The sequence below is a fragment of the Marinobacter sp. SS8-8 genome, from assembly GCF_030540945.1.
In the GTDB taxonomy this organism is placed as follows: Bacteria; Pseudomonadota; Gammaproteobacteria; order Pseudomonadales; family Oleiphilaceae; genus Marinobacter.
In genome coordinates this window covers 114,463-129,577 of the sequence record NZ_JASSVN010000011.1, presented here as the reverse complement: position 1 = coordinate 129,577, position 15,115 = coordinate 114,463, and the positions used below count along the sequence as shown (strand labels likewise).

Genomic DNA, 15,115 nt, shown 5'->3' with positions numbered 1-15,115 from the left:
CCGGCAGGCGCGGTATTTGACCGGGGTCAGCCCCGGATCGATGGATAGAGGTGGATCTACTGCTTCACATCCGGCTGATCAATCGCGTAAAGTATGACGTACCGTGATGAGGGTGAAGGGTTGCCCTGCAAGCCACGGCGCCCTTCAGCGACAGTCAACAGCACCTGTGACGGTACCGGATCCTTTATCGAAACCCCGTACCGGCGATGAGCAGTCGTGCATGAATCAGGAAAATGTAATGAGCGGAAATATCGTAAATGTAACCGACGCGTCTTTTGAGCAGGATGTACTGCAGTCCGATGTCCCCGTGCTGGTGGATTACTGGGCAGAATGGTGCGGCCCGTGCAAGATGATCGCACCGGTGCTTGAAGAGATTGCCGACGAATACGATGGCAAACTGAAAGTCTGCAAGCTTAACATTGACGAAAACGAGCAGACCCCACCGAAGTTCAACATCCGTGGTATCCCCACCCTGATGCTGTTCAAAAACGGCAACGTGGATGCCACCAAAGTCGGCGCACTCTCCAAATCCCAACTGGCGGCCTTCCTGGACAGCAATCTCTGATTGCAGCCCGGTCGCCAAAAACCGCCCCTGAGCACAGGTTCACGGGCGGTTTTTTGTTTGCCATTCACTCCCAGCCCTGAGACCGTTCCAGATCCGAATCCTTCTGCTCCACCCAGTGCTCACCACCTGAGGTGATCTCCTTCTTCCAGAACGGTGCCGAGGTCTTCAAGGCGTCCATAATGAACTCGCAGGCCGCAAACGCATCCCCCCGGTGGGCACTGCACACCCCCACGAACACAATCTGATCCTGCAGCGCCAGCCGCCCAACCCGATGAATCACCCGGGCCTCACGCAGATCCCAGCGTTTTGAGGCCTCATCAACCAGCTCCTGAATCACCTGTTCTGTCATCCCCGGATAGTGCTCCAGGTAAAGCCCCGTGACCCCCTGCAGATCGCCGCTGTCCCGGACCAGGCCGGTAAACGTCGCAATGGCGCCGGTCCCGGCGCCGCTGGCCCGTAACGCGGCATATTCGGCGGCAGCATCGAAATCTCCGGACTGAACAGAAATCATCTCAACCTCCGGTCACCGGCGGGAAGAAGGCCAGTTCATCGCCGGCCTCCACTGCAGAGCCGGGTTTCGCCATGGCCTGATTGATTGCAACCATCACTGGCTGGTCGCCCTGTAGCTGGCCCCAGGGGCCGCCCTGGCTGGCCAGGTCCGCCAGTACATCGCCGGCCGTAAGCCCGGGCCTGGCCTCGATGACCAGTTGTTCCGTTTCCAGTTCTTCGCGCAGACGGGCAAAGAAACGCACCGTAATCGTGTTATCACTCATGGTTAGCTCACCAATTCTGCAAACGAATAATAGGTTAGCAGGTCGCCGGGGCTGACCGTGGTGTTCTCCGGAATCACCGCCAAACCATTTGCCCAGCAGGCAGAGCTCAGGATACCGGAACTCTGGTTGGGAAAGGCGGTAACCACAAGCTCCGATCCCCGGGGTTCTTTCCGTGCCCTGACAAACTCCCTCCGCATCGACGTCGAAGCTACGGAAAAGTCTGCCGGTATCCGCTCTCCGGCGGGATCTTCATGGTTCCGCCCCTGGCATTTTCGGATATAGGGCATGCCCACCACCAGGAAAGTGACCAGCACAGACCCCGGGTTACCGGGCAATCCCAGCACCGGTGTGCCGCCGATGGCGCCAAAGGCCACAGGCTTTCCGGGTTTGATGGCCATGCGCCAGAGCGACAGACTGCCGGATTCCTCCAACACCGCACGCACGTGGTCCTCTTCACCCACGGAAACACCGCCGCTGGTGATGATCAGATCCGACGACTCCGCCGCGCGGAGCAGTGTTTCCCGGGTCGCCTCACGTTTGTCCCGCAGCGTCTCGCACAGCGCCACCTCGCAGCCGGCCTGAGTGAGCAGGCCGATCAGGGTGAAGCGATTGCTGTTATAGATCTGCCCCGGGGCCAGGGGCGTTCCGGGATCCACCAGCTCGTCGCCGGTGGAGAGGATGGCGACCTTCAGCCGTGCCAGAACGGCGACCCGGGCCACACCCATGGACGCCAGCAGACCCATTTCGTGCGGGCGCACCTGCGTGCCCTTCACAAGGGCAAGGTCGCCCCTGGTCAGATCCTGGCCCCGGCGACGAATGTTCTGCCCCTCGGTCACTTCTGCCCGGACAATAATGCCGGCGTCGGTCACCTCCACTCGCTCCTGCATCACCACCGAGTCTGCGCCTTCGGGGATCTCCGAGCCGGTGAAAATGCGCGCGGCGGTGCCTGGCGCCAGAGCGTTCGGCGCTTCACCGGCGGGAATCCGGGCCGAGACCGGTATCGCCTGATCCTGGTGAAGATCCTGTTTGCGCAGGGCGTATCCGTCCACCGCACTGTTGTCCGCCGGCGGCACGTCGGCCGGGACATAGTGGTTCTCGGCCAGCACCCGGCCCAGGGAGTCGGCGAGCCCCACGGTTTCGACCCGGGTGACCACGGGCGCTTCCGATAGCAGGTGAGACAGGGCGTCTTCCAGTGACATGAGGTTTGGGTTAGCCATCAGTTCTGAACTCCGATCCGGATTACTGTTGCCCTCAGCGCTCGGCGCGCTGCCCAATGACTTCATCGAGTCGCTGGATCGGCTTTTCGGGTTTGCGCAAGACCAGGGCCGAGAAGTTGCATGGGGTATGGCGGCTGTCCAACTGGCTGCTTAAAATACCGTTCCAACCGGTGCGACAGGCACCGGTAGAGCCGGGCAGGCAGAAAATCACCGTGTGGTTTGCCATTCCTCCGAACGCACGGGACTGAATGGTTGAAGAGCCGATTTCAGAGGCTGACAGGCGCCGGAACTCCTCGCCAAAACCCTCAATGGTTTTATCCAGCAGGGGCCCGACTGCTTCCGGGGTGCTGTCACGCTCATTGAAGCCGGTGCCGCCGGTAATGATCACCACATGTACTTCGGGATCGGCGATCCAGCCAGACATCACGGCCCGCACCAGGTAGACGTCATCGGGTAGCATGCGGCGGGCGACCAGGCGGTGCCCTGCCTCAACGACGCTGTCCTCCAGAAACTGGCCGGAGGTGTCTTCATCCGGCCCGCGGGTATCGGAAACAGTCAGTATGGCAATGTTCAGGGGTTTCAGTTCGGTACTGGGTTCACTGCTCATGGGCGGGGCTCCACAAATCGCTGAAAAATTCATACATGCCAGTATCGTCATCACAGGCTCTTAATGGAAGGGAGTAGCCCATCAGGGGGAGGCGCCCAGCCGCGATTAAGGCCAGTTCGGTGTGAAATTGCCGTTAAATTATGTGGTGCACTTGACATTCGCCAGTCAGGTAGCCGATGATCCTTCTTGCCCGGCGAACGGTTGTTCCCACTCTCTGGCTTCAGTACCTTAATCCCGGACTCCATCTGCACCGGTTGCTCCATCTGGCCAGCATCAGTTTCAACGTTTATTTGATCAATACGTTCAGCGGCACCCCTGTCATTCCAATAGTCGTTTACTTCCATTCCTGACAATCCAATAAACTATGAATCTTACTGAACTCAAGCAGAATTCCATGCCCGAATTGCTCGATATTGCGCAAGAGATGGGCCTCGATAACCTGGCCCGTTCGCGCAAACAGGATGTGATTTTCACAATCCTGAAGAAGCATGCCAAGAGCGGCGAAGACATCTACGGTGACGGCGTACTGGAAATTCTGCAGGACGGTTTCGGTTTCCTCCGTTCTGCTGATGCCTCCTATCTGGCAGGACCTGACGACATCTACGTCTCTCCCAGCCAGATTCGCCGGTTCAACCTGCGGACCGGCGACACGGTTGCCGGCAAGATCCGCCCGCCGAAAGACGGCGAACGCTATTTCGCCCTGTTGAAAGTCAGCGAGATCAATTTCGACAAGCCGGATAACGCCCGCAATAAGATCCTGTTCGAGAACCTCACGCCGCTGTTTCCTGACGAACGCCTCAGGCTCGAAGCAGGCAACGGCAGCACGGAGGACCTCTCCTCCCGCGTTCTGGACCTGGTGGCGCCCATCGGCAAGGGCCAGCGTGGCCTGATTGTTTCCCCGCCCAAGGCGGGTAAAACACTGTTGATGCAGAGCATTGCCCAGTCCATCACCCGAAACAATCCCGAGTGCCATGTGATGGTACTGCTGATTGACGAGCGGCCTGAGGAAGTGACCGAGATGCAGCGCACCGTGCGCGGCGAAGTCATCGCCTCCACCTTCGACGAGCCCCCGGCCCGTCATGTTCAGGTGGCCGAGATGGTGATCGAAAAGGCCAAGCGCTTGGTCGAGCACAAGAAAGACGTGGTTATCCTGCTGGATTCCATCACCCGTCTGGCTCGCGCCTACAACACGGTGATTCCGTCCTCCGGCAAGGTTCTGACCGGTGGTGTTGACGCCCATGCCCTGGAAAAACCGAAGCGTTTCTTCGGTGCGGCCCGTAACGTGGAAGAGGGCGGAAGCCTGACCATCCTGGCGACGGCACTGGTGGATACCGGGTCCAAGATGGACGAGGTGATTTACGAGGAGTTCAAGGGCACCGGTAACATGGAAATTCACCTGGATCGCAAGATCGCCGAGAAGCGTGTCTACCCGGCCATCAACATCCGCCGGTCTGGTACCCGTCGCGAAGATCTGCTGATGACCGAGGCGGATATCCAGCGTGTGTGGATCCTGCGCAAGCTCCTGCACTCCATGGACGACGACACAGCGGCACTGGAGTTCCTGCTGGACAAGCTGAAGGACACCAAGACCAATGACGAGTTCTTCCAGTCCATGAAGCGTCGTTGATCTCTCCCCAGGTAGAGCGCTTCGCGAATAACTGGTGATCTGAAGAACGAGGTGGGGACCTGCTTTCACAGACTGTGTCTTGCCATGGATGGCAAGACCAAGCCCCCAGGGATGGGTTCACGGCGTGTCTGGGAAAGCAGGTCCTCACCTTGTTCTAACTCCGAAAAAAGCAGTCCAGCGAACACCGACCTCCGTAGTACGGACATATATGAACGGAGCAACCGATGAAATACAACGACCTGCGAGACTTCATTGACCAGCTGGAGAAGCTCGGCGAGCTGAAACGTATCAGCGTTGAAGTCGATCCCCATCTGGAAATGACCGAAATCTGCGACCGCACCCTGCGGGCAGGTGGTCCTGCGTTGTTGTTCGAAAACCCCAAGGGCTATGACATGCCGGTGCTGGCCAATCTGTTCGGGACACCGAAACGGGTGGCATTGGGCATGGGGCAGGATAACGTCACCGCGCTGCGGGATATCGGTAAGCTCCTCGCGTTTCTGAAAGAACCGGATCCCCCCCGGGGATTCCGGGACGCCATCGAAAAGCTGCCGCTGTTCCGGCAGGTGATGCGCATGAGCCCGAAGGTGCTTCGTTCCGCGCCCTGTCAGGACGTGGTGATCGAGAAAGACCGGGTGGATTTGTACCAGATACCGGTACAGCACTGCTGGCCCGGGGATGCCGGGCCGCTGATAACCTGGCCGCTGGTGATTACCCGTGGTCCCCTTAAGGAGCGTCAGAATCTGGGCATCTACCGGCAGCAGGTGATTGGCCGCAACCGGCTGATCATGCGCTGGCTCAGCCATCGCGGTGGTGCGCTGGACTTCCAGGATTTCCAGAAGACTTATCCGGGCAAACCTTATCCGGTTGCGGTCGCTCTGGGCGCCGATCCGGCGACGATCCTGGGGGCGGTGACGCCGGTACCGGATACGTTGTCGGAATACGCCTTTGCGGGCCTTCTTCGGGGCAGCCGGACGGAACTGGTTTCGGCTGGCCTGAGTGACCTTCAGGTTCCGGCCAGCGCCGAGATTGTACTCGAAGGGTTTATTTATCCGGACGATATGGCTCCGGAAGGACCGTTCGGGGATCATACTGGTTACTACAACGAAGTGGACCAGTTCCCGGTGTTTACCGTAGAACGGATCACCCATCGCAGGGACCCGATCTATCACAGCACCTACACCGGTCGACCGCCCGATGAGCCGGCAATTCTGGGTGTGGCGCTGAACGAGGTGTTTATTCCGATTCTGCAGAAGCAGTTCCCGGAGATCGTCGATTTCTACCTGCCACCGGAGGGCTGTTCCTACCGGCTTGCTATCGTGACCATGAAGAAACAGTACCCCGGCCATGCCAAACGGGTGATGATGGGGGTATGGTCTTTCCTACGGCAATTCATGTACACCAAGTTTGTGATTGTCACCGACGATGACGTGAACGCCCGCAACTGGGAAGACGTGATCTGGGCAATGACCACCCGGATGGATCCGATGCGTGACACCACCCTGGTGGAGAACACGCCTATCGATTATCTGGACTTTGCCTCGCCGGTGTCGGGGCTCGGTTCCAAGATGGGGATGGACGCCACCAACAAATGGCCGGGCGAAACCAGCCGGGAGTGGGGCGAACCCATCACCATGACCGACGAGGTCAAACAGCGTGTGGACGATCTCTGGGGCAGTCTGGGCATTGAAAGTTCGCTGTCCCGACCCGACTGATATGGCCAGTGACCATCGGCGCGTGGTGCTTTACCCTTCCGGTATTGCCTTTAACGCTGCCCGGGAGGGCGATTTACTCAGTGCCGCTGCCAGCGCAGGCATTGAGGTGCCTGCGGCCTGTCGAAACGGGGTGTGTGAACTCTGCGAGGCGCGGCTAGTGGCCGGCCTCGCGCTTAACACCCGAAACCAACAGACTGTTGAGGCCGGCGGGCAGTTGATGCTGTGCAGAACCACAGCGCTCACGGACCTGGACCTGGAGATATCCGCCGTTATGGCAACCGGAAACAACCAGCCTGGTAATTACCTGGCGAAAGTCGTGGACGTCCGCTCCATCAGTCACGATGTCTATCGCGTTGAGCTACAGCTTCCGCGGCGCCGGCAACTTTCGTTTCACGCCGGGCAGTATCTCTCGATCAAGCTGCCGGATGCAGAGCCCTGCTACTTTTCCATCGCCAGCAGCCCTTCGGCCCGGAACATCGAGCTGCATATCCAGGCGACTCCGGAGTGGGTGTCGGCACAGAAAGTCATTGATGCCCTGACCTCCGGCGGCGAGGTGACCGTGGAATTACCCCACGGCAAGGCCTGCCTGGCGTCAACGCCAGAAAAACCCCTGCTGCTGGTGGCGGCCGGTACCGGTTTTGCGCAGATGAAAAGTCTGGTGGATTATCTCCGGGAAACCTCGTACAAGCATCCGGTGAAGCTCTACTGGGGGGTGCGCCGACATGAAGACATGTACCTTCGTTCCCTGGCCCGGCAATGGCAGGAGGAGTGGCCACCATTCACCTTCCTGCCGGTGGTGGGTGATGATGAAGACAGCGACTGGCGCGGTCACCACGACCAGCTGGTGCACGCGGTTCTGGCTTCCGGAATGGACTGGAACAACGTGGAAGTGCACGCCAGTGGCTCGCCCACCATGGTGTACACCCTGATGGATGCGCTTGTGGAGGCCGGCCTGCCTGAGGGCGCCTTCTTCTCGGATGTGCTCGAATACGCACCCAGAGCGTGAAATCGGGGTCAGATGAAAATGGGGTCAGATGAAGTTTTCATCTGACCCCATTTTCATCTGACCCCATGTTCATGCCCTTGGCATCGGCAGGTCCGGTAGTCCGTTATCTTTCTCCAGTCCCTGCATCAGCAGTTTGACGCTGGCCCCTTCATCGCCCATGTGGGCGTTCAGGCGGCTCAGTTCCGCCAGTGCCTCCCGGCCCCGTTTCAGCCGCAGGCTGGTTTCGAAGTATTCCCGGGCCTTGCCCCACAGTTCGTTGCGCAGGCTAAGGCGGCCCAGGGCCAGCAGAAGCTCGGCGTTGTTCGGCCGGTCTTTGAGCCACTGTTCTGCCAGCAACAATTGCTCGTCGGGCTTCTGGCCCTTCACCCGGCCGTAGAGGTTGATCAGTTCGTCACTCCAGTGATTGCGCAGCACCTTGCGTAACAGGGTTTCTGTCTGTACTTCGTCGCCAAGGCCTGCCAGCAGGCGGGCGTAATCCCGGATGGTGTATTCGTCGCGACGGAGAAAGCCAGGTAATTCATCCCAAAGCCGGGTTAGCGGTTCCAGAGATGCCTCCGGGTTCTGTTTCTGCTGGCGACGGCAATCGTCTGCGGCGCGCTCCAGGAGGTTGTGCCAGACCTGACGTTCGAGATTATTCAGTTCCGTTTCCGGCAACACGCTGCGCTTGCGCAGCTCCGGTACCAGCTTTGACAGCTCCCGCCAGTCTTCCAGGCGCAGGTAGGTGTTTTTCAGCAGTTTCAGCACAAAGGGATGATGAGGTGACTGTTTGCGAAGGCGAACCAGTGTGGCCAGGGCCTGCTCAAGGCGGTTGCCGGCCAGTTGCAACTGGGCCTGGGTGATGCCGACGGCCATATCCGACCCCGGGGTGCTGTCGAACGCCTGGCGCAGCAGGTTATCCACCGCTTCATGATCACCGGATTCGAACGCCGCCTGGGCGGCCGCCAGATAATTGATCAGCGGGGTATCCGCATGGCCGGCCGAGGCGGTCAGTAATTTGCGGGCCCTGGGCCAGTTACCCTCCGCCAGGGCCAGCAGGCCCTGGGTTGTCCGGCGGCGTGCCCTGCGCTCATTACTCCGGGCAACCCAGCCTGCGACCAGCCCGGTACTTTTCCCGAGCCGGCGGGCGACGTTGATGATCAATACGGTCAGGATAACGACGACTACCAGAAGGCCCAGCCCCACCCAGAAGTTGGTTTCGACTAGGTAGTGACCAAGGCTGATCCGGATATAGCCCAGATCATACTGCAGTCCCAGGGAAAGCCCGGTGCCAATCAATAGCGCAAGCAGGATAATCAGTAGCAGGCGAATCATGAATCACCGCCCCCATTAGCCTGGCTGGCGTTGCCCCCGCCATCACCATTACTGGCATTGAGACGGCCGGCCAGCCGGTCCTTGAGCAGGTCCAGGGACTGGCTGATATCCGGCAGTTCGGGGTCCACATTTTTCTGGGCCAGCTCGGCCAGGGTGCCGGTGAGTGCGGTGATCCGGGGGTTGCTGGCATCGTACCAGTCGTCGATGGTTGTGCGGGCCTTGGTCAGCGCCCGCTCGTACAGAGACTGGTTGCCCCGCAGGACCGCCATTTCCGCTTCTTCCAGCATCAGCTGGAGATTGAGCCGGGCGTAGGCGCTCTGGTCGGGCGAGAGAAGGGGTTTCACCGGTTCGTCCAGGCGGCGGACAACGACGACCTGCATCAGGGTGGCTTTTGCCTTGTTCCAGGCCTGTCGCAGAGGGCCGGTTTCGCCGCCGGTTTCGACCTCCGCTGGTGAGCCAGAGCCAGCGAGGAAGCCAGGTGCGTTTTCGCTGATCAGGGCCTGGTCGGTCAACTGGCTAATGCTGTCGATGGCGGCTTCGAGTTTCAGGTAGAGCCCGGTCCGGTCGACACCGGCCAGCCCGTTGAGGGCCAGGATCTCACGGGCAAGCTGCTGGCGCACCGGATAGACGCCGATATCGTCAGACGCGTTCAGCACTTCGTCGGCCGCTTCCAGTGCCGACAGGGCGCCACGGATGTCTTTTTCGATCATCAGCCGCTGGTTGGCGATCCGCAGCAGGTATTCCGCCTCGGCGAGCAACCAGTCAGTGCGGGTCCGGTTACCGGCTTCCAGAAGCTCCCTGGCGTTGTGATCGATCTGGCGCTGCTGGGTGGCAATCAGCTCGCGCTGGCTCGCCAGTTTTTCTTCCAGGGATTGCAGGCGCCGACTCTGCTGGCTGCCCCGGTCGCCATAAAGTTCTTCGAGCTGGGCGGTGTCCTGCTGCAAGGCCTGCAGTGACTGCATGACAGCCTGATGGTTGTTCCACTGCTGCCAGCTCCAGAGTGCCAGGACAGCCGTAAGAATCAGGGCAACGAGGGCGACCAGCCAGACCGGCCACAGTTTCTGGCGCTCGGTTGGTTCCTTGGAAACGGGTGCGGGCAGTTGATTCGTTGTCTCTGTCACGGGCGTCCTTACTTGGCTTTTCCGGAGCCACCGTCCCGGCCGGCGAGTTGCGTTGCAACCGTAGCCACGATGTCGTTATCGGCAAGGCTTCCTGGTATACACGGATTTTGGAACCCCGCCTCACGGGCCTGTTCGGCAACCCGATCTGCGGGAACAATCAATAACCTATCGTATAGATTATGGCTGCTATTCGCACTGAGTGCGATGAGATTGTTCAAGGTTTCTCCGGAGAGCACGATGATGGCCTCCGGAGCGAAGGTCTCAAGCGTCGCCTGAACCTGTTCCGGCGGATAGTCCGGGCAGAAACGCCGATACAGGGGCAGGGGGGTGACCCTGGCGCCCCGGGATTCCAGGGTTTCCCGGATAAGCTCGCGGCCGGTTTCACCCCGGGCCAGCAACACCCGTTCGCCCTGAAGATTGTTCAGCGATGGCAGGGCAAGAAGCGCTTCGCTGGTCCAGCCTTCCGGAGGCATTTGGGGATTAAGTCCGTGTTCTGCAAGCACCGCAGCCGTGCCAGCGCCGACACCATACCAGCGGATACCCATGGGCATCTGGGGCCACCAGGTGTCTGTCTCATCCAGCAGAAGACGGGCGGCGAAAGGGCTGACCGCAATGATGTGGGCGTACTCGTCCAGGCTGAGGATGAGGGTGCGACGCTCCGGGGTTTCCGGCAGAGGTTGCCGGTCAATCAGTGGCAGGATGCGCACATCGGCACCCGCCGCCCGGAAACGGCTGGCCAGCCGGGACGCTTCCGGTTCGGGCCGGCAGATCAGGACCCGCCGGCCGTTCAGATCAGGCTCAGGTTGGTGTATGGCCATAGATTTCAGCCAGCACCTTGTCGGCACCCAGGGCCAGCAGGTCTTCCGCCAGCTCACGGCCAAGACGCTCTCCCTCGGCCCGGGGGGCACGGCCCTCGGCGCGGAAGATCCGGGTTCCGTCAACGGCACCCACCAGCCCCCGCAGCCAGAGAGTGTCCTGGCCTTCAAGCAGTGCGTAGGCGGCAATCGGCACCTGGCAGCCGCCCTGAAGGCGGCGGTTCAGGGCCCGTTCCGCCCTGACGCGATCAGAAGTGTCTTGGTGATTCAGTGGCTCAAGCATGGCCAGCAGCTCGTTATCATCAACCCGGCATTCAATGCCGAGGGCGCCCTGGCCGACTGCCGGCAGGGAGACGGTGTCCGGCAGGCTGTAGCGGATGCGCTCATGGAAACCCAGGCGCTTCAGGCCTGAGCTGGCCAGTACGATGGCGTCGTATTCACCGGCATCCAGCTTGGCCAGCCGGGTATTGACATTGCCGCGCAGAACGTGAATCTTCAAGTCCGGGCGGTAGGCCCGCAGCTGGGATTCCCGGCGCAGGCTAGCGGTGCCAACCACGGCACCATCGGGCAGGGCGTCAACGTTCCCGTACTGGTTGCTGACAAAGGCGTCGGTGGGGTCTTCCCGCTCACAGATGGCCACCAGCCCCAGTCCTTCCGGGAATTCCATGGGTACGTCTTTCATGGAGTGCACCGCCAGATCCGCGCGGCCGTCCAGCATGGCCTCTTCCAGTTCTTTGACAAACAGGCCCTTGCCGCCGATCTTGGCCAGGGGTACATCCAGAATCTTGTCGCCCTGGGTCTTGATCTTGACCAGCTCCACGGCGATGTGGTCGTGCAGCCTTTCCAGTTCTGCCTTGATGAATTCTGCCTGCCACAGCGCCAGTGCGCTGCTGCGGGTTGCAATGCGAAGGGTACGTTTGGACATGACACTCACTGTCGGTTTGGAAAATGTCCGCCAAGGTTACCTTGTGACGGCAGAAAAGTCCCGTAGATACCACCTTTGAAATAGCGCGCCCTCAGCCCGGCTGGTGCTCCTGTAGCCACTGGCGCACGTTGCTGGCATGCCTGCGGCTGACCGGGAGTTCGCCTTGGCCGTCCCTGAGTACAACCCGGTTCTGACCGTCGGATGTCCGTTTCAGCCCCTGGATAAAACGCACGCCCACAAGAGTGTGCCGGTGGGTCCGGAGCAACACGCCGGAGTAACTGTTTTCTAGCTCCCTGAGGGTGTAGTCGCAGACGGTTTCACCCCGGGTGTGATGGATGGTGACGTATTTCTGGTCGGCTTCACAGTAGAGGATTTCGGACAGGTCAATCAGCTCGGTACCGCGATGAGTGCGCACCGCCAGCTGTTCAGGTCTCTGGCGGGCCTGGCCATTCAGGGTTTGCAGTTGCACCCGGTTGACCCTGCCGGCCCTTGCCAGTGCGTCCGCCAGTGCCTCCTTGCGCACGGGCTTGAGCAGGTAGGCAATGGCCTGCACGCCGAACGCCCGTATGGCGTAATGGTCGTAGGCGGTGCAGAAAATCAGAGCCGGCGGGTTGGACAGCTGGCTCAGGCGGTCGGCCGCTTCCATGCCGTCCATGCCGGGCATGCGGATGTCCAGCAGCAGAATGTCGGGATCCAGTTGTGCAACCTGTTTCAGGGTTTCGTCGCCGTCTGCGGCTTCACCACAGACCCGGTAACCCGAAAGCGCCTCCACCAGGCGGCGGATACGCTCCCGGGCCAGGGGCTCGTCATCGGCAATCAGGACGCTGCGGGTATCACTCATGGCGGATCTCGGTTCCCTTTCCGGGGATTTTCTGTTCGCTGGCGTTCTGGCGAGGCAGTCGCAGTGTCACGGTATACACCTCGTTATGATGGCTGTGTTTGAGCACGGCCGGTTCCCCGAACAGCGCCTGGAGCCGGGACTTGATGTTGGCCAGCGCCATGCGGTTGCCGTCATGCTGGTGGGGGCTCTGTTCTGGTTTCGGATTCTGCACCAGCAGGTAGACGAAGTCGCCTTTGTCCTCGGCCTCGATTCGCACGGTGCCACCCTCGGGCCTGGGCTGGATACCGTGGTAGATGGCGTTTTCCACCAGGGGCTGCAGGGTAAGGGGGGGGATCGCCTGTTGCTCCAGGCCCGCCTGAATCCGCCATTCGAGCTTCAGCCGGTCACCCAGGCGGAGTGCCTCGATGGTCAGGTAGCGCTGGCACAGTTCCAGTTCCCTGGACAGGGGAATCAACTGGTCGCCGGTGCGAAGGCTGGCGCGGAACAGTTCGGACAGATCCAGCACTGCTTCTTCGGCTTTGTCTGGATTGATGGCGATCAGGCTTGCGATGGTGTTCATGCTGTTAAACAGGAAGTGGGGCTGGATGCGGGCCTGAAGGGACGCCAGGTGGGCCTGCATTTCCGCTTCCCGCTGCTGCTGCCACTGGTGTTGCAAATAAAAGTAGCGCAGCACCATCAGTACAATCAGCAGGGCCAGCAACATCTTTTTGGCGACGCCCTGCCAGACGGCCACACCGGCCTGGGGGTGCACGACGCTGTCGGCAAACAGGCTGAACGCCAGTACATCCAGCAGCACGATGGCGACAATAATGGCGGTGGCACCGGGAACGGACATCCGGGCGAGCCTGGTTCGCAACAGGCAGATCAGTGCGGCGCTGGTGAGGGTGGTCCACTGGATAAACAGCGACAGCAGCCCGAAGTAGTTCCAGTCGATCCAGCCCCGGTCCGCCTGCACGATGGCGAGGACCAGAACCAGCAGTTCGCTGGTCACCAACAACAGGAACACGGCTCTTACCCGGCACAGGTCGGGGACGTAGAACTCGTTCGCTGTCACGGCTTTCGCCCTGCTTTTGTCCCCGTAACGGGGTGTCTCCTTTACCCGGGTCACAATGGTATACTCCCGCCACGTTCAATGTACCCAGTTCCCGCCAGATGATGCCGGGCTGTCAGCAGGAAAGATAGACCATGACGGATCAGAAAAAGTCTGACCAGACCACAAGCTCAGAAAAACCCTGGGGCGGACGCTTCAGTGAACCCACCGATGCCTTTGTGGAAAAATTTACCGCATCGGTGGGATTTGACCAGCGCCTGTATCATCACGACATCACCGGTTCCATTGCCCATGCCACCATGCTGGCCGGGGTTGGCGTGCTTACCAGCGAGGAGCGGGACCAGATCATCGAGGGGCTGAACGGGGTCAAGGCGGAGATTGAGGCCGGCAACTTCCAGTGGTCAGTGAGCCTCGAAGACGTTCACATGAACATTGAGGCGCGGCTGACCGACCGCATCGGCATCACCGGCAAGAAACTCCATACCGGCCGAAGCCGAAACGACCAGGTGGCCACCGATATCCGTCTGTACCTGCGGGACGAGATCGATGTGATTGCCGGGGAATTGCGGCGTCTGCAATCGGGATTGCTCGATCTGGCCGAGCGCGAGGCGGATACCATCATGCCCGGCTTTACCCACTTGCAGACCGCCCAGCCGGTGACCTTCGGGCACCATCTGCTGGCCTGGTACGAAATGCTGGTGCGGGATGCCGAGCGCCTTCAGGATTGTCGCAAGCGAGTGAACGTGATGCCCCTGGGTGCAGCGGCGCTGGCCGGCACCACCTACCCCATAGATCGTGAGATGACGGCCAGGCTGCTGGGCTTTGACCGGCCCACCGAGAATTCCCTGGACTCGGTCAGCGACCGGGATTTTGCCATCGAATTCTGCAGTTTTGCCGCGCTGCTGATGACTCATCTTTCACGGTTCAGCGAGGAGTTGGTGCTCTGGACCTCCGCCCAGTTTGACTTTATTGATCTGCCGGACCGGTTCTGCACCGGCTCCTCCATTATGCCCCAGAAGAAAAACCCGGACGTTCCTGAGCTGGTCCGGGGCAAGACCGGCCGCGTCAATGGCCACCTGATCAGCCTGCTGACCCTGATGAAAAGCCAGCCGTTGGCCTACAACAAGGACAACCAGGAGGACAAGGAGCCTCTGTTCGACACCGTGGATACCATCAAGGGTTGCCTGAAGGCCTACGCCGACATGATTCCGGCCATTCGTTCCAGGGCCGCTAACATGCGGGCGGCGGCCAAGCGTGGTTTCTCCACCGCCACCGACCTGGCGGATTACCTGGTGAAAAAAGGTGTGCCTTTCCGGGACGCTCACGAAATCGTGGGTAAGTCGGTGGCGTTCGGCGTGGCTGAAGGCCGTGACCTGTCTGACATGACCCTGGAAGAACTGCAGCAGTTCTCCGACCGTATCGGGGCCGATGTGTTTGATGTGCTTACCCTGGAAGGGTCGGTTCAGGCCCGCAATCACTTGGGCGGTACGGCGCCGGATCAGGTTCGTGCGGCCGTTGGCCGGGCGCGCAGCCAACTGGGCTGA

General features: G+C 60.5%; 15 protein-coding genes. 5 read left to right on the top strand and 10 right to left on the bottom strand.

From position 1 onward, the window contains the following. Positions 1–238 precede the first annotated feature (238 nt). The gene (gene trxA / locus QPL96_RS12555) at positions 239–565 is read left to right on the top strand and encodes a thioredoxin TrxA (RefSeq protein ID WP_008169901.1); all 327 of its coding nucleotides are present in this window, start codon (positions 239–241) and stop codon (positions 563–565) included. 64 nt (positions 566–629) lie between these two features. On the opposite strand, the gene QPL96_RS12550 is transcribed toward trxA, so the two are convergent. Genes QPL96_RS12550 through moaB form a run of 4 tightly spaced genes read right to left on the bottom strand, consistent with a single transcriptional unit; the run spans position 630 to position 3,162 of the window. Then, positions 630–1,076 carry a molybdenum cofactor biosynthesis protein MoaE gene (locus QPL96_RS12550; protein ID WP_303287709.1) on the bottom strand — a complete coding sequence of 149 codons (447 nt, stop codon included), beginning with the start codon at positions 1,074–1,076 and terminating at the stop codon, positions 630–632. Position 1,077: 1 nt separating this feature from the next. After that, positions 1,078–1,338: a MoaD/ThiS family protein gene (locus QPL96_RS12545; protein ID WP_303287708.1), complete on the bottom strand. Its 261-nt coding sequence runs from the start codon at positions 1,336–1,338 to the stop codon at positions 1,078–1,080. A 2-nt stretch (positions 1,339–1,340) separates the two neighbouring features. Beyond that, positions 1,341–2,555, bottom strand: a complete 1,215-nt coding sequence (gene glp, locus QPL96_RS12540; protein ID WP_303287707.1) for a gephyrin-like molybdotransferase Glp — start codon at positions 2,553–2,555, stop codon at positions 1,341–1,343. Between the two features lie 34 nt (positions 2,556–2,589). Further along, positions 2,590–3,162 (bottom strand): molybdenum cofactor biosynthesis protein B, encoded by a 573-nt coding sequence (gene moaB / locus QPL96_RS12535; RefSeq protein WP_303287706.1) that lies wholly within the window; start codon positions 3,160–3,162, stop codon positions 2,590–2,592. 364 nt (positions 3,163–3,526) lie between these two features. Here moaB and rho point away from each other — a divergent pair, with 364 nt between their 5' ends. From rho to QPL96_RS12520, 3 genes are all read left to right on the top strand, one after another. Beyond that, the gene (rho, locus tag QPL96_RS12530; RefSeq protein WP_303287705.1) at positions 3,527–4,789 is read left to right on the top strand and encodes a transcription termination factor Rho; all 1,263 of its coding nucleotides are present in this window, start codon (positions 3,527–3,529) and stop codon (positions 4,787–4,789) included. A 224-nt stretch (positions 4,790–5,013) separates the two neighbouring features. Then, a complete protein-coding gene (gene ubiD, locus QPL96_RS12525; RefSeq protein WP_303287704.1) occupies positions 5,014–6,501 on the top strand; it encodes a 4-hydroxy-3-polyprenylbenzoate decarboxylase in 1,488 nt (495 codons plus the stop codon). A 1-nt stretch (position 6,502) separates the two neighbouring features. Next, entirely contained in the window at positions 6,503–7,507 is a 1,005-nt protein-coding gene (locus QPL96_RS12520) for a 2Fe-2S iron-sulfur cluster-binding protein (protein ID WP_303287703.1), read from the top strand. Positions 7,508–7,576: 69 nt separating this feature from the next. Here QPL96_RS12520 and QPL96_RS12515 read toward each other — a convergent pair whose 3' ends face one another. The 6 genes from QPL96_RS12515 to QPL96_RS12490 form a co-directional block, all read right to left on the bottom strand. Continuing rightward, positions 7,577–8,818, bottom strand: coding sequence for a heme biosynthesis HemY N-terminal domain-containing protein (locus QPL96_RS12515; protein WP_303287702.1), 1,242 nt, complete (start codon positions 8,816–8,818; stop codon positions 7,577–7,579). Next, a complete protein-coding gene (locus QPL96_RS12510) occupies positions 8,815–9,939 on the bottom strand; it encodes a uroporphyrinogen-III C-methyltransferase (RefSeq protein ID WP_303287701.1) in 1,125 nt (374 codons plus the stop codon). The genes QPL96_RS12515 and QPL96_RS12510 overlap by 4 nt, the downstream gene beginning before the upstream one ends. An 8-nt stretch (positions 9,940–9,947) precedes the next feature. After that, on the bottom strand, positions 9,948–10,757 hold the full coding sequence (locus tag QPL96_RS12505) for a uroporphyrinogen-III synthase (RefSeq protein WP_303287700.1): 810 nt from the start codon (positions 10,755–10,757) through the stop codon (positions 9,948–9,950). Further along, complete coding sequence (hemC, locus tag QPL96_RS12500; RefSeq protein WP_303287699.1) at positions 10,738–11,679, bottom strand: hydroxymethylbilane synthase; 942 nt, start codon at positions 11,677–11,679, stop codon at positions 10,738–10,740. Before hemC ends, QPL96_RS12505 begins: the two co-directional genes overlap by 20 nt. 91 nt (positions 11,680–11,770) lie before the next feature. After that, positions 11,771–12,520, bottom strand: coding sequence for a LytTR family DNA-binding domain-containing protein (locus tag QPL96_RS12495; protein WP_303287698.1), 750 nt, complete (start codon positions 12,518–12,520; stop codon positions 11,771–11,773). Beyond that, positions 12,513–13,574 carry a sensor histidine kinase gene (locus QPL96_RS12490; protein WP_303287739.1) on the bottom strand — a complete coding sequence of 354 codons (1,062 nt, stop codon included), beginning with the start codon at positions 13,572–13,574 and terminating at the stop codon, positions 12,513–12,515. The genes QPL96_RS12495 and QPL96_RS12490 overlap by 8 nt, the downstream gene beginning before the upstream one ends. Before the next feature lie 131 nt (positions 13,575–13,705). Here QPL96_RS12490 and argH point away from each other — a divergent pair, with 131 nt between their 5' ends. After that, entirely contained in the window at positions 13,706–15,115 is a 1,410-nt protein-coding gene (argH, locus tag QPL96_RS12485) for an argininosuccinate lyase (protein ID WP_303287697.1), read from the top strand.